Raw genomic sequence first — 24,120 nt, 5'->3', positions numbered from 1 at the left:
ATCAATCTCGACCTTGCGGTCGGGATCATGTCCGACCACTCTTGACACCAGAGTGGTCGGACATTTGCATGGAAGCCCAACGACCATCTCTGAAGGGCGCGTTCGCGCGGGGGACACGTGAACTACCATTGGAACTGGGGAATTTTTTTCCAGCCGAACCCGATGGGGACCGGCACCTATCTCGACCTGTTGTTGTCGGGACTGGAGCTGACTCTTGAAACCGGGCTGCTGGCCTGGATCATCGCGCTGGTCACCGGCTCGGTGGTCGGCGTGCTGCGCACGCTGCCGTCGAGAGCCGCCAGCTGGTTCGGCTTCGCTTACGTCGAATTCTTCCGCAACATGCCGCTGCTGGTGCAGCTGTTCCTGTGGTTCTTCGTGCTGCCGGAGCTGCTGCCGAAATCGGCCGGCCTCTGGCTGAAGCAATTGCCGAATGCGCCGTTCTGGACCGCGGCGATCGGCATCGGCTTCTTCATGTCGGCGCGCGTCGCGGTGCAATTGCAGGCCGGCATCGGCTCGCTGCCGCGCGGGCAGAAGATGGCCGCCACAGCGCTCGGGCTGACGACGGTGCAGGCCTATCGCTACGTGCTGTTGCCGATGGCGTTTCGCATCATCTTGCCGCCGCTGACCTCCGAGTTCCTCAACACCATCAAGAACACGGCGGTCGCCATCACCATCGGCCTGCTCGAGTTGACCGGACAGGCGCGCTCGATGCAGGAATTCTCGTTCCAGGTGTTCGAGGCCTTCACCGCCGCCACGCTTCTGTATCTCCTCGTCAACGCCGTCGTCGTGACCGCGATGCGCTTCCTCGAGCGCTACGTCGCGATCCCCGGCTACATCACGGGGAAATAGCGCGATGTTCGGCAATTTCGATTTCGATGTCATCATCCGCGCGCTGCCCTATCTGTTCTATGAGGGCATGAGCTTCACGTTGTTGTTGACGGCGCTGTCCGCGCTCGGCGGCCTGGTTTTCGGCACGGCGCTCGCGCTGATGCGGCTGTCGGGCTACAAGACCCTCGGGCGGATCGCCGGCCTCTATGTCGACTTCATGCGCTCGCTGCCGCTGGTCCTGGTGATCTTCTGGTTCTACTTCCTGGTGCCCTATATCGGACAGTGGCTGACCGGCGCCTCGCGGCCGATCAGCGTCGGTGCGTTCGCGTCCTCGCTCATCACCTTCATCATGTTCGAGGCCGCCTATTTCTCCGAGATCATGCGCGCCGGCATCCAGTCGATCTCGCGGGGACAGCCGGCCGCGGCCAGCGCGCTCGGCCTGACTTACGCGCAAACCATGCGCTACGTCGTGCTGCCGCAGGCGTTCCGCAACATGCTGCCGGTGCTGATCACGCAAACCATCGTCCTGTTTCAGGACACCTCGCTGGTCTACGTGCTGTCGATCACCGATTTCCTCGGCGCTGCCAGCAAGGTCGCGCAGCGTGACGGTCGTCTGGTCGAGATGTACCTGTTTGCTGCCGTCGTTTACTTCACCATTTCCTGTATCGCGTCCTACGGCGTCCGCCGCCTGCAGTCGCGCATCGCCATCCTTCGCTAGGGCCCGTCATGATCGAAATCAGCCACGTCGATAAATGGTACAGCCCGACCTTCCAGGTGCTGACCGATTGCAGCACCAGCGTCGCCAAGGGCGAGGTGGTGGTGGTGTGCGGCCCGTCCGGTTCGGGCAAGTCGACGCTCATCAAATGCGTCAACGCACTGGAGCCGTTCCAGAAGGGCGACATCAGCATCGACGGCGTCAAGGTCAACGACCCCAAGACCGATCTGCCGAAGCTGCGTTCGCGCGTCGGCATGGTGTTCCAGCATTTCGAGCTGTTTCCGCATCTGAAAATCATCGACAATCTCTGCCTGGCCCAGGAGAAGGTGCTGGGCCGGGCGCACGACAAGGCGATGACGAAAGGCATGGCCCTGCTCGATCGCGTCGGCCTGAAGGAGCATGCGAAGAAATTTCCAGCGCAGCTCTCCGGCGGCCAGCAGCAGCGCGTCGCCATTGCGCGCGCTCTCGCCATGGATCCGATCGCGATGCTGTTCGACGAGCCGACCTCGGCGCTCGATCCTGAAATGATCAGCGAGGTACTCGACGTCATGGTCGATCTCGCCCGTGAAGGCATGACCATGATGGTCGTGACCCATGAGATGGGCTTTGCCCGCAAGGTCGCCAATCGCGTGATCTTCATGGACCGCGGCGAGATCGTCGAGGACGCGCTGAAGGACGATTTCTTTGGCAAGCCCCGCAGCGACCGCGCACAGAAGTTCTTGTCCAAGATTTTGTCGCACTGATTTCCAACGTCATTCCGGGCTCGTCGCTTCGCGCCGCCCCGGAATGACGAAACGAGGGGTGAACGTTTCCCGCAACTGGCGTATAAGGCGCCAAATCCCTTTTTGCTGGAGACCCGCCTTGGATTCGATCGCCTACGTCAACGGCTCATTCGTCCCGCTTTCGGACGCGAAAATCTCGGTGCTCGACCGCGGCTTCCTGTTTGCCGACGGCATCTACGAGGTTTCGGCCGTGCTCGACGGCAAGCTGGTCGACAACGCCTCGCATCTGGCGCGGCTGGAGCGCTCGGTCGGCGAGATCAAGCTGAAGCTGCCGGAGACGGTCGAGCGCATCACCGAGCTGCAGAAGGAGCTGATTGCCCGCAACGAGCTGGTGAGCGGCCTCGTCTATCTCCAGGTCACGCGCGGCGCCGACAAGGGCCGCGATTTCGCCTTCCCCAAGGGCGAAATCGTATCGAGCCTGGTGATGTTCACCTCGGAAAAGGACATCATCAACTCAGAATCTGCGAAGACCGGCATCAACGTCATCACCGTGCCCGACATCCGCTGGGAACGCCGCGACATCAAGAGCGTCGCGCTGCTGGCGCAAGTGCTGGCAAAGCAGGCCGCGGCGGAAGCCGGCGCCGGCGAAGCCTGGATGCTGGAAGACGGTTATGTCACCGAAGGTGGTTCGTCCTCGGCCTTCATCCTCACCAAGGATGACGTCATCGTCACCCGCAAGAACTCCAATGCGATCCTGCCGGGCTGCACCCGCAAGGCGGTCGTCGCTCTCGCCGAAGAGCGCCAACTCCGCGTCGAGGAACGGTCCTTCACGGTTGAGGAGGCCCTGGCCGCCAAGGAAGCCTTCGCCACCTCGGCCTCGTTGTTCGTGCAGCCCGTGGTCGCGATCGACGGCAAGAAGGTTGGCGACGGCAAGCCCGGCCCGATGGCCACGCGGCTGCGCGAGATCTATGTGGAGTTCGCCAAGGCGACGGCGGTTTAAGCCACCGCTCGGTTGCCGTAGGGTGGGTTAGGCGAAGCCGTAACCCACCTCTTTGGTTTCCGCGGAGACAGAGGTGGTGGGTTACGCCTTCGGCTAACCCACCCTACGGCACTGTCCTCCCCTACGCCACCGACGCCTTCACCTTCACCGGATGAACCGAGCGGAACGCGATCGCCAGCCTGTTCCAGGCGTTGATCGCGCCGATCAGCGCGGTCAGGTTGACCGTCTCGGCATCGGAGAACTGGGCGCGAACCTCTTCGTAGACGTCGTCGGGCGCGTGCGTCTCCGCAATCAACGTCACGGACTCAGTCCAGGCCAGCGCGGCGCGCTCGCGATCGGTATAGAGCGGGGACTCGCGCCAGGCGTTGAGCAGATAGATGCGCTGCTCGGTCTCGCCGCGCTTGCGCGCATCCTCGGTGTGCATGTTGATGCAGAAGGCGCAACCGTTGATCTGCGAGGCCCGGATCTTGACGAGCTCGATCAGCGATTTCTCGAGTCCGGTGGACTGGATCTGCTCTTCCAATGCCATCAGCGCCTTCATCGTATCGGGGGCGGCCTGGTAGAAATTCATGCGGGGTTTCATGGTCGTTCTCCTTGCTGGTTGAGGGATCAGTGGGCGCCGCCGGCCGACGTATGGCCAGCTTTCTTCAGGAAGAGCACGGCGATCAGGGCCACGATCAGCGCCATTCCGAGCAGATAGAACGTGTCGCTGAAGGCGAGGATATAAGCCTGCTTCTGCACGATATGGCCGATCGCGACATAGGCACGATGCGCGGCATCCGCACGGTCCAGCACGCCGTGATTCATGAAATATCGCGTAAGCTGTTCCAGCCGTGTGCGGGTGGCCTGCTCGAACAGCGAGACCGACTGCATCAGCACGTTGGAGTGATACTGCTCCCGCTTGGTCAGCACGGTCTGGAGCAGCGCGATGCCGACGGCGCCGCCGAGGTTGCGCATCATGTTGAACAGGCCGGACGCCGAACCCGCATTCTCCGGCTCGATGCCTGAGGTCGCGACCGCCGAGAGCGGCGCCATGACCAGCGCCTGCCCGACGGCACGGACGACATTGGGCCACATCAGCTGGTCGGCGGCATAGTCGCTGGTCATGAAGATGTTCATGAAATTCGACCCCGCGAACAGCACGAAGCCGACGCCGATGATGACCCGCGCGTCGAACTTCTGCATCAGGCGCGGCACCAGCGGGATCAGCACGAGCTGCGGCAATCCGGTCCAGGCCAGCACAGTGCCGATCTGCTCGGCATTGTAGCCCTGGATGCGTGACAGATATTGCGGCAGGATGAACACCGAGCCGTACAGCGCAATGCCGAGCAGGAAATTCGCGAGCATGCCGAAGCCGAAATTGCGGCGGACCAGCAGGCGCAGGTTCAACAACGGCTTCTTCACGGTGAGCTCGATGATCAGGAAGGCGGTCAGTGCGACGGCTGCGATCACGCTGAGCTTGACGATGAAGGGCGAGCCGAACCAATCGTCCTTGTTGCCTTCCTCCAACACGGTCTGCAGTGCGGACAGGCCGATCGCCATGGTGATGATGCCGGCCCAGTCGCCTTCCGCGAGCAGCGACAGCTTCATCGGTTTGGCGTCGAGCGCATACCAGAGCATGCCGAGCATGATCGCGCCGGGCACGAGATTGACGTAGAAGATGTATTGCCAGCCGAGATTTTCGGTGAGATAGCCGCCGATGGTCGGGCCGATCGCCGGCGCGAACGTCGCCGACAACGCGAACAGCGCAAGGCCGACCGGCTGCTTGGCACGCGGCAGCAGGGTAATGATCAGCGTGAACGCCATCGGGATCAGCACGCCGCCGGTAAAGCCCTGCACGGCGCGCAGCACGATCATCTGTGGCAGGTCCTGCGCCAGCGCGCAGGCCGCGGACAGCAGCAGGAACAGCACCGCGTTGGTCAACAGATAGATCCGGATCGAGAACACCTGCGCGAGCCATCCCGAGAGTGGGATCACCACGATCTCGGCGATCAGATAGGAGGTCGAGATCCAGCCGCCGTCGTCGATACCGGCGCCGATCGCGCCCTGGATGTCGGCGAGCGAGGCGTTGACGATCTGGATGTTCAGCACCGCCATGAACGCGCCGAGCGTGGCGCCGATCACCGCGATCCACGTTCTGGCAGAGACAACAGGCGTGGCGGGAGCAGCAGCCGGGGCAGGGAGATCGGTGGCGGAAGCGGCGTCGAGGGTCGATTGAAGCGTGCTCATGGAAGCCTCGTCTCGGATACGGAGACAGCATGCATTAGGCGGATGGTTTCGATAATCCCGGAAGCCCGGGAAGGATCATCCGGCTAGACTTGATGATCCTGCCACGTTCCGGGTCAGCCGCCGTTCGCACGCGGCGAATTGTCGGCAACGCGCCTCGCGGTCTCGCGCTCGGCCACCACGGTCGCCTTGGTATCGACCGTCGGCACCGCCGACATGCCGGGGCGCAGCAGGCCGGTGAGGCTGTGATCGTCAAGCACGATCTTCACCGGCACGCGCTGCACGATCTTGGTGAAATTGCCCGTGGCATTGTCGGGAGGCAGCAGCGCGAATTCAAGTCCGCTGGCCGGCGAAAGGCTATCGACATGACCGTGCAGCGTGCGATTGCGGAAACTGTCGACATGCAGCTCGACCGGCTGGCCCGCGCGCACATGCGTGAGCTGGGTTTCCTTGAAATTTGCGACGACGTAGACCGCGTCGAGCGGAACCACTGCCATCAATTGCGTGCCGGCCTGCACGTACTGTCCGACGCGCAAGGAGCGGGCGCCGATCGTTCCGTCAACAGGTGCGGTGATCTCGGTATAGGACAGGTTCAGTTCAGCCTGATCCGCGACGGCGCGAGCGCGATCGAGCTGCGCCGTGGCCTGCGCACGCTGGGTGGTCAGCACGTCGACCTTGCGCTGCGCAGCCAGCAGGCCCGATTTGGCGTGCTGCAATTGCGCGTTGCTGGCGCGGAGCGCCGCGTCAGTCTGCTGCGCGCGCTGGATCGTCCCGGAGCCGGACTTCATGAGCTCGTCGTAGCGGGCGCGCTCTTCCTGCGCGAATTTCAGATTGGCCTCGGCCGCGGTGACGTCGGCGGTGCTCTGCTCGATGACAGGCTGTTGCAGCTCGAGCTGGGCATCGAGGTTGCGGACCGAAGCTTCGGCGGCGGCGACGTCGGCGCGGGCCTGGCCAAGCGCTGCCTTGAAGTCGCGGTCGTCGATCCTGGCCAGCACCTGGCCGGCTTTGACCTTCTCGTTGTCGCCGACCAGGACCTTGGCGATATAACCCGACACCTTCGGGGCGATGATGGTGGAATCGGCCTTCACATAGGCGTCGTCAGTCGATTCCAGGTAGCGGCCGGTCGTCAGGTAATTGTAGCCCAAGTCGCCGGCGGCAGCGACGCCGAGCGCCAGAGCCAGCGCGACGGCCGTCCGCTTGATCGCCCGGCGGGACGGTTTTAGGTTAATTTCGTCAGTTGTTTCAGTAATATAGGCCGCGTTCGACATATCGCACCCTCGGAATTTCCATGCGCCTGTTTCGAACAGTGCGCTGCTTGACGACTGCAACATGCGTTGTCCCGGCCGTTGTGATAATCCCGGAATTGATGGAAGCATTATCCAGCAATGGCGGATAATCGGAGCTTCGAGCCATGGACCGCTTCACCAGCCTCACGGCCTTCGTCCGCGTGGTCGAAAACGGCGGCTTCTCTGCCGCCGCCCGCCGCCTCAACATGTCGACGACAATGGTAAGCAACCATGTCCAGGCGCTGGAAGACCGGCTCGGCGTGCGGCTTCTGAACCGCACCACGCGAAAAGTGAGCCTCACCGAAATCGGCAAGGCCTATTACGATCGCTCGGCGCAGATCCTCACCGATCTCGAACAGGCTGACGACATCGCCGGCGCGCTGCAATCGACGCCGCGCGGCACGTTGCGCATTCACACCGCCACCCACATGGTCCCGTTCGTCGCGCCCGTGATGGTCGAATTCCTCGCGACCTATCCCGAAGTCAAGGTCGATCTCCGCATGGGCGAGACCAATGTCGACCTGATCGAGGAAGGCTTCGATCTCGCATTGCGTATGATCGCGCCGCCCGACTCCAGCCTGATCGTGCGGAGCCTAGCGACCTGGCGGCACGTGCTGTGCTGCTCGCATTCCTATATCGAGGCGCATGGGCGCGTGCAGACCCTCGAAGAGCTTGCCGGGCACAATTGCGTGCGCCACATCAACTACCCCTTCGACGAGTGGCGCTTCTTCGACCGCAAGGGAACGCCAGCCTCGGTGCGCGTCTCCGGCAATCTGATCACCAACAGTGGCGAAGCCCTGCGTGAGGCGGCGTTGCAAGGCGCAGGCGTCAGCCTCGCGGCGGGATTTTTGGTCGGTGACGATCTCGATTCCGGCCGCCTGGTGCGCCTGCTACCGGAATACCGGCCGGTCGAGATGTCGATGAACGCGGTCTATCCGCATCGCCATCATCTGTCGGCGAAGGTCCGGACCTTCATCGACATGCTCGTGCATCACAGCGCCGAGCAGCAGAAGCTGATCAATCCATACGCCTGACGCGGGAAATCCTGAACTCGGTTCCCCTGCTCCGGTTTGCCCGCCAGGCTTGCGCGTCCTTCGTCTGGCCCGCCGTGATGCGACGCTGGTGACGCAGGTCATGCCGCAACGACTAGCCTAACGCGTCGGTGGCGGCAGGCGGCCGAATACCTTCTCCATCGCCATTCCGATCGCGAGCAGGCGGCGATCGCTTGCGGCGGGCCCATCGAGTTCGAGGCCAACCGGCAGCTTGCTGGAAGCGCCTAGCGCGATCGGGATCTGGATGCCGGGCACACCGGCATTGCTGCCGGGATCGGTGTTCTGGATGAAGAGCAGGAAATTAGGCAGGCTGCTGGAATCGGGGTTCGAGTCGATCGCGACTTTCGGCGTGGTTGGGAAAGCGATGGCGTCGAGCTTGTTCTTCGCGAACGTGTCGCGGTAGAGCGCCTGGAGCGCCGGGCGGGCCGTTTTGATCGCCGCGTCATAGGCCGGCTTGCCGTCAACGACCGTGTTGTCCGGGCCGGGCAATTTGTGCGGGATCACCAGGCCATCATAGGTGCCTTTCACATCGGGACTCGCAATTTGCTTGGCCAGGGCCTCGATCGTGAGGCCGGTGCCGGTATGCTTGAGATAAGCGACCATGTCCGCGTTGGCCTCATAGATTGCCACGGGAAAACTCACCTTGCCGTTGAGTTCTGCGAGTTGCGGCATCTCGACATCGACCACGGTGACACCTTGCGACTTGAGCTTGTCGATCGCCCCTTTGAAGGCGGCATCGGTATCGTCGTCGAGATTGGCCTGCATCGCTTTCACGACGCCGACGCGAACCTGCTTCAGATCGGCAGGTGTGATCGTGTTGCCGCCGGCGATGACACGGTCGAGCGCCGCCACGTCCGTCATGGTCGCGGCCATCGGGCCCGCGGTATCGCGGGTATGGGAGATCGGCGCGATGCCCTCCTGCGGATAGCGCCCGACGGTCGGCCGCAGCGATGCGCAACCGTTGAGCGCGCAGGGAATCCTGACCGATCCGCCGGTGTCGGTGCCAAGGCCTGCGGTCACGATCCGGGCGCCGATCGCGGCTGCGGTTCCGGAGGAGGAGCCGCCCGCGATCTTGCTGTTGTCATAGGCGTTGCGGACGCCGGGCTCGGTGCCGGTTTTGAAGCCCGCATTGTATCCGGAGATGCCGAAGGCCAGTTCGTGCATGTTGGTCTTGCCGATGATGATCGCGCCGGCTGCGCGCAACCTCGCCGCGACGGGCGCGTCCTTGTTCGGCACGAAGCTCTTCAGTGCCGGCGTGCCGGCGCTGGAGGGCAGCCCCGCCACCTCGATATTGTCCTTGATCACGAGGGGCACGCCACCAAGCGGCGGACACGGCCGCTTCCTGCGCCGCGCATCAAAGGCCTCGGCGGCCTTCATGGCGCCCGCCTCATCCAGGGTGATGAAGGCGTTGAGATTGGGATTGGCCCTGGCGCGGTCAAGCGTTGCCGATGTCAGCGCCTTGCTGGTGACCTTGCCTGCGCAGATGTCGGCCGCGGCCTGCGTCATCGTCAGCTGGTCGAGATCGAGCGCCTGTTGCGCAACGGCGGTTGTCGGTAGAGCGGCGGTAGACAGGATGAGGCTGGCGATGGTTGAATTCAGCGAAACGGTTCTGCGTTGCATGAGGTTCCCCCGTCGAAGGTGATCACCCCAGCTTACCTCGGCTGGGGCGCGGTGGATGTCCCTATTTTCGTCGACGCACGTCTCAGGCTGCTCCGGCATCCGATGGCTGCGCCAGCAAGGACTCGACCTCGGCTTTGACCTTCGCGATTGCGGCGTCCTTCACCGGCCCGTAGCCGCGAATGTCCATCGGCGCTGCGGCAATGGCCGCAAGATCCGTCAGAGGCGCGGTCTCGAGCCTGGCGAGTATCACGTCGATCAAGGTCTCGTACCAGGCCATCAGCTCGCGTTCCGCGCGGCGCTCGGCGGAATAGCCGAACGGATCGAATGGCGTCCCGCGCAGGATCTTGAGCCGCGCTAGCACCGCCAGCGGCATCTGGATCCACTGGCCAAAAGCGCGCTTCCGCGGGCGGCCGCGTGCGTCCTGGCCAGCCGGCAGGAACGGCGGCGCGAGATGATACTGGACGCTGAAGCCGTCCTCGAATTCGCGCTTCAGCTCATCGAGGAAGCCGCTCTGCATGTGCAGGCGTGCCACCTCATATTCGTCCTTGTACGCCATCAGCTTGAACAGGGCGCGTGCAACCGCCTCGGTGAGTGCCTCGCTGTTGAGCCCTGCTTCGGCATTCCGAACTTTCGCGACGAGTGCGCGGTAGCGCGCCGCGTAGGCTTCGTTCTGATAGGCCGCGAGAAAGTCGGCGCGGCGGGCGATCATCTGATCGAGCGTCTCGGCCCTTGACGGGTCGTTGGCCTTCGGCAAAAAATCGGGATCAGCGGCGGCGATCCGGCCCCAGGCAAGAGCCTGCTTGTTGCGCTCGACCGCGACTCCATTGAGCTCGACCGCGCGCAGCAGCGCTTGCAGCGAGACCGGCACCAGGCCGCGCTGCCAGGCAAAGCCGAGCATGATGATGTTCGCGTAGACGGCGTCGCCGAGCAGCTGTTCGGCAAGCAGGTTGGCGTTGATGCTGTCGAGATTGTCGTTCCCGATGACCTGGCGGATCGCACGCAGGCGGGCAGGCGAAGCGAGATCGGCGTCGCGGAATCGTACAACGTCTCCGGTCGGCATTTCCGCCGTGTTGATAGCGGCACGGGTGCCGCGGCGATAGGTGCCGGATGCCTTGGGCGAGGAACTGACGACGAGATCGCAGCCGATCAGCGCATCGGCCGCGCCCTGATCGATGCGAACCTGATGCAGCGCTTCGGCGCTGGCGGCCAGCCGGATGTAGCTCAGGACGGGCCCGAATTTCTGCGCAAAGCCGGTAAAGTCGAGCACCGAGACGCCTCGGCGTTCGAGATGCGCGGCCATCCCGATCAGCGCGCCGACCGTGATCACGCCGGTGCCGCCGACGCCGGTGACAAGTAGATCGTAGGGCCGGTCGAGTGTTGTGGGGAGCGGCAGGGGAAGCGTAGCCGCGTGGCCGATCGCGTCGATCTGGCTCGCACTCTTCTTCCGGCGTGTGGCGCCTTCGACGGTGACAAAGCTCGGGCAAAAGCCATTGAGGCAGGAAAAGTCCTTGTTGCAGGCCGAGAGATTGATCCGGCGCTTGCGGCCGAACGGCGTCTCCTTCGGTTCGACGCTGAGGCAGTTGGACTCGACCGAGCAGTCGCCGCAGCCTTCGCAGACGAGATCGTTGATGTAGGCAAAGCGCTTGGGATCGGCCATCTCGCCGCGCTTGCGGCGGCGTCGCTTTTCGGTGGCGCAGGTCTGCTGATAGATCAGGACCGAGACGCCGGCGACCCCGCGCAGCTCGCGCTGCACGGTGTCCATCTCCTCGCGCGGATGAATGGTGACGCCATCAGGCAGATCCGCTGACAGGAATTGCGTGGGATCGTCCGACACCAGTGCGATGCGCGCGACGCCTTCGGCCCTCACGCTGTGTGCGATCGCATGCACGCTGAGGGGGCCGTCGACCGGCTGGCCGCCGGTCATGGCGACGGCGTCGTTGAACAGGATCTTGTAGGTGATGTTGGCCTTGGCCGCGATCGCCTGGCGGATCGCCATCGAGCCGGAGTGATAATAGGTGCCTTCGCCGAGATTCTGGAACACGTGCTTGCGGCCGGTAAATCGCGACGAGGCCGCCCAGTTCACGCCTTCGCCGCCCATCTGGATCAGCGACGAGGTCTCGCGGTCCATCCAGCTCGCCATGAAATGGCAGCCGATGCCGGCCAGCGCCCTCGAGCCCTCGGGCACCTTTGTCGATGTGTTGTGCGGACATCCTGAGCAGAAATACGGCGTGCGCGTCGCGCCTGATACGTTGATCGTGCGGGCGGCCTCGGGCAACAGCGCGGCCGCGCGTGCGGCAAGATTGAGGCCCGGGAACATTGGATCGAGCCGCCGGGCGAGCACGCCAGCCAGCGCACGGGGTGACAGCTCGCCGATCCACGAAATCAACCGCGCACCGGTTTCGTCGTGCTTGCCGACCATGCGCTCCGGCTTTGCGCCGGGATAGTCGTAGAAATATTCCTTGAACTGGCTCTCGATGATGCCGCGCTTCTCCTCGACCACGAGGATCTCGCGCTTGCCCTTCACGAAATCCATGGCGTCGTGCAGCGCCAAGGGCCAGACCAGGCCGACCTTGTAGACGTCGATGCCGATGCGGCGACAGGCGGCTTCGTCGAGCCCCATCAGCCGCAACGCTTCCATCAGATCGAGATGCGCCTTCCCGGTGGTGACGATGCCGTAGGTGGCGTTCGGGACGTCGTAGATGTGGCGATCGATCGGATTGGCCTTGGCGAAGGCGTAGACCGCGTGCTTCTTCGCCTCCAGCCGTTCCTCGATTTGCGGGCCCGGCAGGTCGGGCCAGCGATAGTGCAGGCCGCCCGGCGGCGCCGTGAAGTCGGGCGTGCGGAAGGCGCGCCGCGGGCGCAGCGCGACTGATGCGCCTGACTCCACGATCTCCGAGATCGCCTTGAAGCCGACCCACATGCCGGAGAAGCGGCTCAGCGCGTAGCCGTATTCGCCGAATTCGAGATATTCGCTGACGCTTGCGGGGTGCAGCGTCGGCATGAACCAGCTCATGAAGGCGACGTCGGACTGGTGCGGCATCGAGGAGGAGACGCAGCCATGGTCGTCGCCGGCGACCACCAGCACGCCGCCATGCGGCGAGGAGCCATAGGCATTGCCGTGCTTGAGCGCGTCGCCGGAGCGATCGACGCCGGGGCCCTTGCCGTACCAAAGACCGAACACGCCATCGACCTCACGGTCGGCTTGGGTCTCGACCTGCTGCGAGCCGAGCACAGCAGTCGCGGCGAGGTCCTCGTTCACCGCGGGCAGGAATTCGATGCGGTCCTGCTTCAACCGCTGCTGGATGCGCCAGAGTTCGAGATCGATGCCGCCGAGCGGCGAGCCGCGATAGCCCGAGATGAAGCCGGCCGTGTTGAGGCCCGCAGCGCGGTCGCGCCTGACCTGGTCGAGCGCGATGCGGACAATCGCTTGCGTGCCCGTGAGGAAGACGCGGCCCTCCGCGCGATCGTAGCGGTCGGAGAGTTCGTAGGCGTCGAGTGACGGAATGGCGTCCATGGCAGACCTCGCGCGGCATCCTGCCGAACAGGCGCAGGGTAAGCCCAGGGCGCTGGTAGGTCTTACCTATCTATCCCCGGACAGGGCGTAAAATCGGTGAGGTTTTGCTTGTAAAGCCGAAATCTGGTAGAGTTAACCGATTTGAGGGCTCCCGATGATTGAAGATCAGGACATGCGGATTCTCGCGCATCTCCAGAAGGACGGCCGCGCCACCAACCAGCAGCTCGCCGATGAGGTCGGCATGTCGACCTCGGCCTGCTGGCGCCGGGTGCGCGCGCTCGAGGACAGCGGCGTCATCCGCGGCTATGCGGCACTGGTCGCGCGCGAGCAGGCGGGCTTCGCGATGTCCGCCATCCTCCACGTCTCGCTGGAGCGGCACGATGCCAAATTCGTCGACGAGTTCGTGTCTCGCGTCACCACGCGCCGCGAGGTGCTGGAGTGCTTTGCGACCACGGGCGATGCGGACTATCATTTGCGCGTCGTCGTGCAGGACATGGTCGCCTACAACCGCTTCCTCGACGAGTTCATGTTCCGCATCCCCGGCATCCGCTACGTCCGCAGCAACGTCGTCCTGAAGGAAATCAAGACCGGCGTTGCGCTGCCGTTTTGAGGATGCTTCGTTCGCGCCCAGCCGTCATTCACACCGTCTCGGCGGTGCGGCGACGGAATAGCTGGCGCAGCGACAGGGCGTGCAGCAGGATCGAGCTTGGCACCACGAAAGCGGGCGTCAGCACATTCGGAAAGCTATCGACAGCCATGCTCGGACCCTGCGGCATGATCAGCTGAAACGGGCCAGGCGACATGATCATCCCCAAGGTGATCGCGACGGCGAAATCCGCAAGGCCGAGGACATTCCAAAGGATCGCCGCGCGCCGTCCCTCCGCCGTTCCGCTTGCGACGGCAATCGCCGCGGGTATGGCGAAAAGGCCCGTGAGCACATCGCCTGTTCCTGCCGGCAATGCCCAGAGGCCCGGCAGCGACCCTCCCAGCCAATAGGCAAGCCATTGGCTGCCGAAGATGCGGTAAAGCTGAAGGGCGATGAGCCACGTGGCCGGCATGGCGTCGAGCAGCTGTCCGATCCGTTTCGACATCAGCAGCACGGGAGCGCCCACGATCACCGGCAGCAGCATCGCCGCGGGAAGCAGCGGAAGGGAGGACGCACCTGCGCGGAACGCACCGTCGATGGCGGCTGTCCAGGCTGCGGTGGCCCATAGCGTGAATGGAATCATGAAGGACAGCCAACTCGCCTGGCGCTGTTTCGGCGTCAATGACGTGCGTTCGAGGCCGAGCCATAAGCCGAGCGCGAGGAGGCCGTAAGAGATCAGCCGAACCCCCAGGGCCGGCACCCCGCTTTCGAGAAGTGCGGGCAACGCGTAGATCAACCAGGTCCACAGGATCGTAAACACGGCGGCGTAGATCAGGCTGAGCCGGGCGGGATGTGGCGCAACCACGCCGGCGGAAATGCTGCTGCTGTTCATCGGCATTCCTTCAGGCGGTTGCGTCACGATCTCGGTGCTGCCGGTCCGGCTTCAGCAGAAGCATGAAGACAAGGACATGGCCGACCAGCAGCAAAGGCACGTAAAGGGCCGGGATATAAATGCCGGCGCCGAACAGGCCGGGGCTCTGAATCTGCGTCGCGCCGACGTAATACGCATTCAGGAGATCGAGCGTGCCCCAGATGTTGAAGATCCAGACCAGGGGAACGGCGATCGACCATCGCCTGGACAGCGCTGCCATTGAGATCAGTGCGAGTGTGGCGGCGACGAGATCTCCCCATCCGACTTCGCGGGCGAAATCCGGGTTCAACTCCGGGGAGACGAACCCGGCCACCATGAAGTTCATCCCCAGAAAGCGGAACGCGTGGAAAGCCGCGAGGAGCCTCAGGGCATCGTGGCGCGGCATCGCACGCACAAAGGGCCAAACATAGACAGACGCCACCACCGCGCTTGTCAGCAAGGCGCCTGCGACACTGAGAACGAATGGAAGGTTGAAGTCCGGTGGCACGTTCGGATGTCCTTGCGAGGGTTCGTCAGGTCGGATGGGGGAGGCCTGCGGCCGGTCAGGGTTTCGTCATGAGCAGGCGGAGCGGCATGAGCGGGCCGACGGCGATGTATTCGTGGTCGATGAGGTCCTGCTTCGCGAGCGGCAGCGCATCCATGGTGGCGTGAGCCTCGGCGACATCCCTGGCATCGAGCAGGAAGACGGCGCCGCGGCCGTCGGACCGCGAATACCATTCACGGACTTTTCCGGTGAGATAGAGCTGGACGGTCTGCCTGATTTCATCAGGCATCACGGCCATGATTTGCTCCCTCGTGATGCCGGGCTTGGCGGTCAGGATGACCATGACCCCGGTGGTCGTGGGTGACGGCGCTTGTGCTTGGGCGGCGGATGGTTCGGTCATGGCGGTAACACCTGTCAATGTGAGGGCGAGTGTCAGGACGGCGTTGCGGATTGCCTTCATCGGTTTCGCTTCTCCGGTGCGGCTCATTTGCAATCCGGATGTAGAGCGTCTTTCCGTGGGCGACTATTCGCGATAATGTTCACGGGCTATGAAGCAGAACTTCACAGTCAGGCAGGGTGCGCTCGATGGTGTCGAGGCGTTCCTCAGCGTCGCCCAGCATCGCAGTTTCCGGCGGGCGGCCGCCGAACTTGGCGTGACGCCGTCGGCGATCAGTCAGGCGGTGCGGTCGCTCGAGGCGCGTGTCGGGGCTGCGCTCTTCATCCGCACCACCCGCAGCGTCGGCCTGACCGAAGCCGGCGAAAGATTCTTCGAGCGCGCAAGACCGGCCTTTGAGGAACTGGTCGCAGCAAGCGGGGCGGCGCGCGAGCTGGGTCAGAGGCCGGCCGGGTTGCTGCGCCTGACCGTGCCGCGTTCGGTCGTCCCGATTCTGCTGGAGCCGCTGATCGCCTCGTTCTGCGAGGCCTATCCGGAGATCGAGGTGGAGCTGGCTGCCAGCGAGGAGCTGGTCGACCTCGCGGCCGGAGGCTTTGATGCCGGCATCAGGATGGGCCAGTTCATCACCCCTGACATGATTGCAGTGCGCCTGACCAAGCCGCTACCGCTCATCGTCGTCGGCAGTCCTGCTTACCTTGCCCGTTCCGGCCGCCCCGAGCATCCGGACCATTTGCGTCTGCACGCCTGCTTGCGATTGCGCCGATCGAACGGCGCACTCACATCATGGTCGCTCAGCGACAACGGCCGTTCGGTCGAGATTGCGGTGTCGGGTCCTTTCATCGCCTATGATTTTCCCACGATGCTCGGCGCCGCCATCGAAGGTGTGGGTCTTGCGCAGGTGCCCGCACCATTGGCGACCGGCGCCATCGCGGCAGGCAAGCTCGTCCGCGTGCTGGAGCCATTCTCGCCGATGACGCCGGGTGTATTCCTGTATTATCCGGGCCATCGCCAAATCATGCCGAAGCTGCGCGCCTTCATCGATCATGTGAAGAGCCGACCGGGCGGCGCGAGCTGATCGGCTGTCCCTCTCGCACAAACCGGTTGCGCAACGTCCCGATACCGGTGATCTCGATCTCGACGACATCGCCATGCTTGATATCAGGCGAGGCGCCGTCCGTCCCCATCCAGATCACATCGCCAGGCCACAGCGTAAAATACTTGGTCAACTCGACCAGGAACGCCACCACGCCAAAGATCATATCGTTGGTGTGGAAGCGGTTGGTCTCCCTGCCATTGACGCGGACGATGGTCTCCATCCCGGCAAGATCGGCCTCGGTCTCGATCCACGGGCCCATCGGCTTGAACGTGTCGGCATTCTTCGAGCGCCACAGGCTGCGGTCGGCCTTCTGCCAGGAGCGCTCGCTGACATCGTTGCCGATGGTGTAGCCGAATATGCAGTCCATCGCGTTCTGCTCGGTGAGGTGCTTCACCTTCCTGCCGATGACGACGGCGAGCTCGCCCTCATAGTGGATCTTCTCCGTCGCAAAGGACGGGATCACGACGTCCTCGTCATGCGCGATCAGCGCGTTCTGGGCGCGGTAGCCGATCTCGGGACGATCAGGCACGGCCGGGACCGTGCCGGCCTTGTCGGCAGCTTCCTTCAGATGCTTCAGATAGTTCAGCCCGACGCAATAGAAGGTGCGCGGGATCAGCGGCAGCTCGATCTTCACGTTCGACAGCGGATGCGTGCGCGACGTCCGCTGCCATTCGCCGAAGGGGTCGCCCTCGATCGCGATCACCTGGTCGCCCTCGATCAGGCCCCAGGAGGTTTTGCCGGAGGCGGTGAATGTCAGCCAGCGCATGTTGTGTCCTCGTCTTATTCCGCGGCATCGCGCGGCTTTATCTTCCAGGCGCCGGCGGCAGGCCGCCTCAAGCCGAGATTTTCCCGCAGCGTCTTGCCGCGGTAGTCTTTCTGGAACAGGCCGCGCCGCTGCAACTCCGGCACGACATGCTGCACGAAGTCGGCATAGGAGCCGGGCACATAGGTCGCGGCAATCACAAATCCGTCGCAGCCGCGCTCGACGAACATTTCCTCCAGTCTGTCCGCGATCTCCCTGGGACCGCCGACCATGGCATCCTGCACCTGGCCGCGGCCGGAGAAGGTGACGAAATCGCGCGCGCTCGGATTGCTCTTGCCGGAGTTTTTCAGCACGCCGTCGCGGATGCCGAGAATACCCTGCATGCTCTTCAGTTCATCCGTCGTCAGCGGCGCGTCGAGATCCTTGGAGGCGAAGTCGTAATTGAGCGCCTCGGCGAGCAGCGACAGCGCATCGATCTCGAGCGGAAGCTTGTTGATCAGCGCCATCCTGTCTTCGGCTTCCGCCTTGGTCGCCGCGCACACCGGCGTCGTCAGATTGCAGAGGAACATCTCGTCAGGATCGCGACCGACTTTGGCAGCCTCGTTGCGCACGGACGCGTAGCCTTCCTTGGCCGCCGTGAGGTTGCGGGCAGCGGTGAAAATGACTTCGCCCCATCGTCCGGCAAAGCGCTGCCCGCGACCGGATGCGCCGGCCTGGATGATCACGGGGTGGCCCTGATCCGAACGCGGCACGGTGAACGGTCCGCGCGATTTGAAGTTTGCGCCCTTATGGTCGAGCCGCTTCACCTTGCTCGGATCGGCAAAGCGGCCGCTCGTTTTGTCCATGATGAGGGCGCCGTCTTCCCAGGTGTCCCAATGGCCGAGCACCACCTCCATGAATTCGTCGGCCTTGTCGTAGCGGGAATCATGTTCGGGATGGGAGTCGCGCCCCATATTGAGCGCCTCGCCGTCGTTGAGCGAGGTGACGACGTTCCAGCCCGCGCGCCCGCCCGACATCAGATCGAGTGTGGCAAAGCGGCGAGCGACGTCGAAGGGCTCGTAGTAGGTGGTCGAGCAGGTCGCCCCGAGCCCGAGCTTGTCGGTGACCATGCCCATCGTGCTCAGCACGATCAGTGGATCCATCTTCACGCAGCGGATACCGTATTCGACGGTGTGGGTGTGGTCATTGCCGTAGCGGTCCGGCATCGCCAGACGATCGTCGAAGAAGGCCATGTGAAACTTGCCGGCCTCGAGAATTTTCGCGATGTCCTGATAATAATCCGCCGACATCGAATCGGAGCGCGAGTCGGGATGCCGCCACGAGCTCGGCAGATTCGTGCAGTTCTGCGCCTGAAGGAAGCCGACCAGGACCATCTGCCGGTTCATGCCGTTCTCCGAATTGTGTCAGGACAGATCAAGCACGGTGTCGAGCCTGTAGTCGCGCGCGAGCGTGCGCAGCTTCTCCCAGGTCGCATCCTCGATTTCGATGCCGTCGCGCCGACGCTGCTGTTCGCGCAGGCCCTCGATCTCGCCGGGATAATAGACGCCCTTGCTGCCTGCCGACGGCGGCGTCGATTTCAGGTAGCGCGCGAACTCCGCGACCTCGCGCCTGAACTCGTTCAGCGGGCGGAATGCGGCGACGTTGAACACCGCCATGAAGCATCCGTCATTGTGCCGTCCCGTCGGCTCGACGCCGAAGCCGAGACCGGTGAGAAGGCCGCAGAGCACCTCGACCATCGCGGCCAGCCCGCTGCCCTTGTAGCCCTCGGTGCCGCCCAGCGGCAGCAGCGCGCCGCCCTTGCGGTATTGGGTGGGATCGGTGGTGGGCCGTCCCCCGGCATCGATGATCCAACCGGTGGGGATCTCCTCGCCGCGGGCGACCGCGAGCTGGATCTTTCCGGAGGCCACCGCCGAGGTCGCCATGTCCAGATAGAACGGCGTTTCGAGGTCGGACGGAACTGCGATCGAGATCGGGTTGGTGCCGAGCCGCGCCGCCCTGCCGCCGAACGGCGCGACGTGCTTCGGTGAGCGGCCCGAGTCGGCTGTCGCGATCCCGATCATGCCCTCGCGCATCGCCATCAGCGGATAGGCGGCGAGGCGGCCGACATGGCTCTGCCGGAACACGGTGCAGGCGGCAACGTTCGCTGTCCTTGCCTTTTCGATCGTCAGCGCCATCGCCTTGGCGTTGACGTGGAAGCCGAAACCCCAATGGCCGTCGATCACGGTCGTGGTCGGTGATTCCTGGACAATGGTCCAGGCGGCGCCGGGAACGATGTGTCCGGCCTTGATGCGGTCGATATAGGAGGGAATCGCGATCACGCCGTGGGAGTCATGCCCGGCCAGGTTGGCGTTGACGCATCCGATCGCAACGGCGTCCGCTTCGTCCTCGGAGGCGCCGGCAGCACGGAGCAGCGCAGCGCTGACGCGCGTGAGGCGGTCGGCCTTGACCACAGGCATGGCGTTTCCTCGGCTTTTCGCCCGCTTAACGGGGCGGTTTGTTGGACGCCATCGTCTCAAAGCGGAGCTGCGATATCAATGTCCCGTAAACCAATACAGGGCTGCAGATTCGTGAGAGAGCACGCCTTTCCTCGAAGATTCCCTCCGCGCGACGGTATTCCCGCACGTTTTTCAACGGTCATTCGCTGCTCGTTCACTCTGATTGGCGGTTTCATTGCGGCAATAACCACCACTTAGGCGATCCCCGTTGATAAAAAGGGCAGGGACAACAAGGCAGAAATGCCCGGGAGTTGAGATCGTGACGACGACACTCGCGCGCACCTTTGCGGCGTTGAGCGCCATCAATGAAGCGATCCTCTACGCGAAATCGCCGGACGAGCTGTACCAGAAGGTCTGCGACGCCGGGTTTTCGAGTGGGGACTTCATGGCCGTTGCCGTGTTCCTGGTGGAGCCGGACGGTCAGCACTTGCGCTTTGCCGCCGGGCGCGGTGACGACGTGGCGCGCCTGCGCGCGATCAAGATCACCACTGAAGCTGACGCGCCGGAGGGCTCGGGCGTCGGCGGCGAAGCGTTCCGAACCCAGAAGCTCTGCATCAGCAACGACTATTTGAACGATCCCCGCTCGCTGGCGTGGCGTGAGGGGGCGATCAGGGCGAATATCGGCGCCGCGGCGGCGCTGCCGCTTCTGTGCAACGGCAAGAGCGTCGGCGTGCTGTTCGTGACCCGTAGCGAGCCCGGCTCGTTGAGTGAGCAGATGGTGTCGCTGTTCGGGCGCATGTCGGCCAACATTTCCTATGCGCTGGAGAACTTCTCGCGCGAGACGGCGCGGCAGAACAGCGAGCGCGCGACAGGGCGGCTCAATCGCATGTTCGGTGCGCTCAGCGCGACCAACGAAGCCATCCTGCGCGCCAAAACCGAGCAGGAGCTGTATCAGCTCGTCTGCGACGCCTCCGTGCACGGCGGCAAGTCCTTGGCGACCTTCGTGCTGCTGAAGGAGCCGGATTCGCACTGGCTGCAGCCCGTCGCGGGCACCGGCGAGAGCCTTGAGATCGTGGCGCGGACGCGTTACTCCACCGACCCCGAGAATCCCTACGGCCGCGGCATTTCCGGCGAGGTGTTTCGAACCCAGAAGCCCATCGTCGAGCGCGATCTCCCGCTCCGTACCAAGGGAACGCCGTGGGAGAAGCTCAATCTCGTGACGGGCGCCGCCGCCGTGGTCGCGGCGCCACTGGTCAAGCATGGCCGAAGCATCGGCGTCATCCTCGCCTTCCTCAGCCGGTCCTGGGCCAAGGACGAGGAAATCGTCGCGCTGATGTTGCGCATTGCCGAGAACGTCTGCTTTGCGGTCGACAATTTTGACCGTGAGGCCGAGAAGGCGCGAATCGCCGAGGAGGAGGATCGCCTGGCGCGCATGTATGCGGCGCTGAGTGCGACCAACGAGGCGATCCTGCGCGCGCGGTCGCGGGGAGAGCTGTTCGAACTCGTCTGCCAAGCGACCGCGAAGGGCGCCAAATTCACCTCGGCCACCGTCGCGCTCGTCGATCATCAGGCCGAGCTGCTTCGCGTCGTCGCCAGCTATGGTCCGAACGCGGATATCGTTCGCAGCTCGAAATTCTCGATTTCCGAACTGCTACCCGAGGGACGCGGTCTGACTGGCACGGCGTTCCGCACGCGCCAGCCTGCCATCAGCAACGACGTGCTGGCTGACGACCGGATGAAGCCCTGGCACGGCAACGCCCGCCGCAACGGCATCGGATCCTCCGCGGCACTCCCGCTGTTCAACGGCGAGCGCGTCGAAGGCGTATTTCTCTTCAATTCGCCGGAACGCGGCACGTTCACGCCGGAGTTCGTCGAGCTGCTGCAGCGCCTGCAGGCCAACGTTGCCTTTGCACTCGAGAATTTCGACCGCGCGGATGAGAAGGCGAAAGCCGACAAGCAGCGCAATCGCCTCACCAGAATGTTCGAGGCGCTAAGTACCACCAACGAAGCGATCATGCGTGCCAAGACACGCGAGGAGCTGTTTGAGGTGGTGTGCCAGGCGGCCGTGCTGGGCGATGTGTTCGCCTCGACGACGATCGGCATCCTTGACGAGACACGCGAACTCGTTCGCGTCGTCGCGGTCAAGGGGCGCCTTCAGGAGCGAATGTCCGGGCGTACATGTTGCGTGTCCCCAGGGCATCCCGAGGGTGAGGGGATCATCGGCACCTCGCTGCGAACCCGCGGTCCAAGCGTCATCAATGATTATCTGAGTGACCCTCGATCGACGCACTGGCACGCGAAGGCGAAGGAGGATGGCACGCGCGCGGCCGCCAGCTTTCCGCTGCTTCGCGACGGCACTGAACCGATCGGAATTCTGCTGTTTCTTGCGCCGGAAGAGAATGCGTTCACCCCTGATCTGGTCGAGCTGCTTGGGCGCCTCGCGGAAAACGTCTCCTTTGCGCTCGACAACTTCAATCGCGCCGAAGAAAAGGCCCGCACTGAGGCGCAGAAGGAGCGTCTAACCCGCATGTTCGCGGCGCTGAGCGCCACCAACGAGGCGATCATGCGCGCGAAGTCTCGCGCCGAGCTGTTCGAGCTGGTGTGTCAGGCCGCCTCCACCGGCGGCAAGTTCACCTCGACGACCATCGCGCTTGCCTGCGCGGACAGCGATCAGCTCGCAACCGTCGCGGCCGCGGGGCCGTCCGCCGAGACCACGCGAAACGTTCGCCTTTCCATCGACGCCGACCGGCCCGAAGGCCGCGGCATGAGCGGCACGGCGTTCCGCACCCGGCAGCCTTGCATCAGCAACGACTATGTCAACGACCACAGGGTGAGCGCCTTCCATTCGGTCCTCCAGGGCGGCGGCGCGCGCTCCGGCGCGGCGTTCCCGTTGATCACGCACGACAAGCCGGTCGGTGTCATGATCTACATGTCGATCGAGCAGGACACATTCACGCCCGAATTCGTCGAGCTGTTGCAGCGTCTGGCGGACAACGTCGCCTTTGCGATGGAGAATTTCGACCGCGCCGACGAGAAAAACCGGGCGGACGAACGCATCGAATACCTTGCCTCGCATGACAGCCTGACCGACCTGCCGAATCGCGAGACCTTCAACGGATTGCTGCGTGAGGCGATCGACGTGGCGCAGCGCCGCGATCACCGTTTCGCGGTGCTGTTCATCGACCTGGACCGCTTCAAGGTCATCAACGATTCGCTCGGCCATGAGGCGGGCGACCTGCTCCTGCTCGAAGTGGCAAAACGGCTGCGCGGCGCGCTGCGGGCCAGCGATGTGGTGGCACGTCTCGGCGGCGACGAGTTCGTCGTAATTCTCGACCAGTGCAGCGAGATCGACGACGTCCAGAATATCGCGACCGGGCTGCTGGCCACGCTCGCCGTGCCCATGGAACTCGCCGGCCACGAGTGTCACACCACGGCCTCGATCGGCATCGCGATGTATCCGGCCAACGGTTCCGACGCGCAGACGCTGACCAAGAATGCCGACATGGCGATGTATCTCGCCAAGGAGGACGGCAAGAACGGCTATCGCTTCTTCTCCAAAGAGGTGACGACGCAGTCGATCGAGCGTCTTTCACTCGAGAGTGCGCTGCGCCGGGCGCTCGAGCGCGAGCAGTTCTCGCTGAACTACCAGCCCAAGGTCGACATGGCGAGCGGTCAGATCACCGGCGTGGAAGCGCTGTTGCGCTGGAACCATCCCGTTTTCGGCAACGTCTCGCCGTCGCAGTTCATTCCGCTTGCGGAAGAGACCGGCCTGATCGTGCCGATCGGCCGCTGGGTGCTGAAAGAAGCCTGCGCGCAGGCGATGGCCTGGCAGCGCCGCGGCCTGTTGCCGCTTTCGATGGCGGTGAACCTGTCACCGCGGCAATTTGCCGATGAGCACCTGTTGCAGGATGTCGACGAGGCTCTGGTAGCCTCCGGCATGTCGCCCGTGCTGCTGCAACTCGAAGTCACCGAGAGCATGATGATGCGCAACGTCGGACGCGCGCTGAAGGTGCTCGACGCCATTCAGAGCCGCGGCATTCGCCTGGCCATCGACGATTTCGGCACCGGCTATTCGTCGATGTCGCTGATGAAGCATTTCCCGATCGACACCATCAAGATCGACCGCTCCTTCGTCCGCGACCTGCCGCACGATTCCGAGGACCAGGCGATCGCGCAGGCGATCATCAGCATGGGCAAGGCGCTGGGCATGACCGTGGTCGCCGAGGGCGTCGAGAACGCCGAGCAGGAGACGTTTCTGCGCACCCATGGCTGCGACGAGATGCAGGGGTTCCTGATCGCCAAGCCGTTACCGGCAAGGCAGATGGCCGAGTTGCTGCGCCCCATGGAGCTGTTGCTTGCGCCGTCGCTCCAGCCTGAGGCGGGCCTCGGTGTGGACGAGACGGTGGCGCTGCCGCTGAAGCGCGCCGTCGTGTGAGGGCTGCGATTGCTTGGCGCAATTTGAGGGGTG

At 63.9% G+C, this 24,120-nt stretch carries 19 protein-coding genes; 8 read left to right on the top strand and 11 right to left on the bottom strand.

The window, feature by feature from the left end:
• Positions 1 to 117: 117 nt before the first annotated feature.
• The 4 genes from ACVIIW_RS05095 (at position 118) to ACVIIW_RS05080 (ending at position 3,265) form a co-directional block, all read left to right on the top strand.
• Entirely contained in the window at positions 118 to 849 is a 732-nt protein-coding gene (locus ACVIIW_RS05095; protein WP_456699744.1) for an amino acid ABC transporter permease, read from the top strand.
• A 4-nt stretch (positions 850 to 853) separates the two neighbouring features.
• Entirely contained in the window at positions 854 to 1,546 is a 693-nt protein-coding gene (locus ACVIIW_RS05090) for an amino acid ABC transporter permease (protein WP_456699743.1), read from the top strand.
• 8 nt (positions 1,547 to 1,554) lie between these two features.
• On the top strand, positions 1,555 to 2,286 hold the full coding sequence (locus ACVIIW_RS05085; protein WP_456699742.1) for an amino acid ABC transporter ATP-binding protein: 732 nt from the start codon (positions 1,555 to 1,557) through the stop codon (positions 2,284 to 2,286).
• Between the two features lie 118 nt (positions 2,287 to 2,404).
• Positions 2,405 to 3,265 carry a D-amino-acid transaminase gene (locus tag ACVIIW_RS05080; RefSeq protein ID WP_456699741.1) on the top strand — a complete coding sequence of 287 codons (861 nt, stop codon included), beginning with the start codon at positions 2,405 to 2,407 and terminating at the stop codon, positions 3,263 to 3,265.
• A gap of 121 nt (positions 3,266 to 3,386) precedes the next feature.
• Here ACVIIW_RS05080 and ACVIIW_RS05075 read toward each other — a convergent pair whose 3' ends face one another.
• From ACVIIW_RS05075 to ACVIIW_RS05065, 3 genes are all read right to left on the bottom strand, one after another.
• A complete protein-coding gene (locus ACVIIW_RS05075; protein ID WP_456699740.1) occupies positions 3,387 to 3,848 on the bottom strand; it encodes a carboxymuconolactone decarboxylase family protein in 462 nt (153 codons plus the stop codon).
• A gap of 26 nt (positions 3,849 to 3,874) precedes the next feature.
• Positions 3,875 to 5,494 carry an MDR family MFS transporter gene (locus tag ACVIIW_RS05070; protein ID WP_456699739.1) on the bottom strand — a complete coding sequence of 540 codons (1,620 nt, stop codon included), beginning with the start codon at positions 5,492 to 5,494 and terminating at the stop codon, positions 3,875 to 3,877.
• 113 nt (positions 5,495 to 5,607) lie between these two features.
• On the bottom strand, positions 5,608 to 6,759 hold the full coding sequence (locus ACVIIW_RS05065; protein WP_456699738.1) for an HlyD family secretion protein: 1,152 nt from the start codon (positions 6,757 to 6,759) through the stop codon (positions 5,608 to 5,610).
• A 143-nt stretch (positions 6,760 to 6,902) separates the two neighbouring features.
• Here ACVIIW_RS05065 and ACVIIW_RS05060 point away from each other — a divergent pair, with 143 nt between their 5' ends.
• A complete protein-coding gene (locus ACVIIW_RS05060) occupies positions 6,903 to 7,811 on the top strand; it encodes a LysR family transcriptional regulator (RefSeq protein WP_092229896.1) in 909 nt (302 codons plus the stop codon).
• A 117-nt stretch (positions 7,812 to 7,928) separates the two neighbouring features.
• On the opposite strand, the gene iaaH is transcribed toward ACVIIW_RS05060, so the two are convergent.
• Together iaaH and ACVIIW_RS05050 are read right to left on the bottom strand one after the other, a co-directional pair.
• The gene (gene iaaH, locus ACVIIW_RS05055; RefSeq protein ID WP_456699737.1) at positions 7,929 to 9,449 is read right to left on the bottom strand and encodes an indoleacetamide hydrolase; all 1,521 of its coding nucleotides are present in this window, start codon (positions 9,447 to 9,449) and stop codon (positions 7,929 to 7,931) included.
• Positions 9,450 to 9,531: 82 nt separating this feature from the next.
• The gene (locus tag ACVIIW_RS05050; RefSeq protein ID WP_456699736.1) at positions 9,532 to 12,963 is read right to left on the bottom strand and encodes an indolepyruvate ferredoxin oxidoreductase family protein; all 3,432 of its coding nucleotides are present in this window, start codon (positions 12,961 to 12,963) and stop codon (positions 9,532 to 9,534) included.
• A 154-nt stretch (positions 12,964 to 13,117) separates the two neighbouring features.
• Between ACVIIW_RS05050 and ACVIIW_RS05045 the strand changes: the two genes are divergently transcribed.
• A complete protein-coding gene (locus tag ACVIIW_RS05045; RefSeq protein ID WP_456699735.1) occupies positions 13,118 to 13,573 on the top strand; it encodes an Lrp/AsnC family transcriptional regulator in 456 nt (151 codons plus the stop codon).
• Between the two features lie 28 nt (positions 13,574 to 13,601).
• On the opposite strand, the gene ACVIIW_RS05040 is transcribed toward ACVIIW_RS05045, so the two are convergent.
• From ACVIIW_RS05040 to ACVIIW_RS05030, 3 genes are read right to left on the bottom strand one after another with little or no spacing between them, the layout of a single operon-like run.
• Positions 13,602 to 14,441, bottom strand: a complete 840-nt coding sequence (locus tag ACVIIW_RS05040) for an MFS transporter (RefSeq protein WP_456699734.1) — start codon at positions 14,439 to 14,441, stop codon at positions 13,602 to 13,604.
• Positions 14,442 to 14,451: 10 nt separating this feature from the next.
• On the bottom strand, positions 14,452 to 14,967 hold the full coding sequence (locus tag ACVIIW_RS05035) for a hypothetical protein (protein ID WP_456699733.1): 516 nt from the start codon (positions 14,965 to 14,967) through the stop codon (positions 14,452 to 14,454).
• Positions 14,968 to 15,022: 55 nt separating this feature from the next.
• The gene (locus ACVIIW_RS05030) at positions 15,023 to 15,364 is read right to left on the bottom strand and encodes a hypothetical protein (RefSeq protein WP_456699732.1); all 342 of its coding nucleotides are present in this window, start codon (positions 15,362 to 15,364) and stop codon (positions 15,023 to 15,025) included.
• A 148-nt stretch (positions 15,365 to 15,512) separates the two neighbouring features.
• Here ACVIIW_RS05030 and ACVIIW_RS05025 point away from each other — a divergent pair, with 148 nt between their 5' ends.
• On the top strand, positions 15,513 to 16,433 hold the full coding sequence (locus tag ACVIIW_RS05025) for a LysR substrate-binding domain-containing protein (protein WP_456699731.1): 921 nt from the start codon (positions 15,513 to 15,515) through the stop codon (positions 16,431 to 16,433).
• Here ACVIIW_RS05025 and ACVIIW_RS05020 read toward each other — a convergent pair.
• The 3 genes from ACVIIW_RS05020 to ACVIIW_RS05010 are packed head-to-tail and all read right to left on the bottom strand — an operon-like array spanning position 16,393 to position 19,673.
• Positions 16,393 to 17,220: a fumarylacetoacetate hydrolase family protein gene (locus tag ACVIIW_RS05020; protein WP_456699730.1), complete on the bottom strand. Its 828-nt coding sequence runs from the start codon at positions 17,218 to 17,220 to the stop codon at positions 16,393 to 16,395. The two genes, ACVIIW_RS05025 and ACVIIW_RS05020, sit on opposite strands and share 41 nt — an antisense overlap.
• A 14-nt stretch (positions 17,221 to 17,234) precedes the next feature.
• A complete protein-coding gene (locus ACVIIW_RS05015) occupies positions 17,235 to 18,602 on the bottom strand; it encodes an LLM class flavin-dependent oxidoreductase (protein ID WP_456699729.1) in 1,368 nt (455 codons plus the stop codon).
• A gap of 18 nt (positions 18,603 to 18,620) precedes the next feature.
• Positions 18,621 to 19,673 carry an Ldh family oxidoreductase gene (locus tag ACVIIW_RS05010; RefSeq protein ID WP_456699728.1) on the bottom strand — a complete coding sequence of 351 codons (1,053 nt, stop codon included), beginning with the start codon at positions 19,671 to 19,673 and terminating at the stop codon, positions 18,621 to 18,623.
• A 298-nt stretch (positions 19,674 to 19,971) separates the two neighbouring features.
• On the opposite strand from ACVIIW_RS05010, the gene ACVIIW_RS05005 reads away from it, so the two are divergent.
• Complete coding sequence (locus ACVIIW_RS05005) at positions 19,972 to 24,087, top strand: bifunctional diguanylate cyclase/phosphodiesterase (protein WP_456699727.1); 4,116 nt, start codon at positions 19,972 to 19,974, stop codon at positions 24,085 to 24,087.
• Positions 24,088 to 24,120: the final 33 nt, after the last annotated feature.

The sequence above is a fragment of the Bradyrhizobium sp. USDA 4449 genome, from assembly GCF_054056275.1.
Note: the sequence above shows the minus strand (reverse complement) of the source record. Positions and strands in the feature narration are given on the sequence as shown.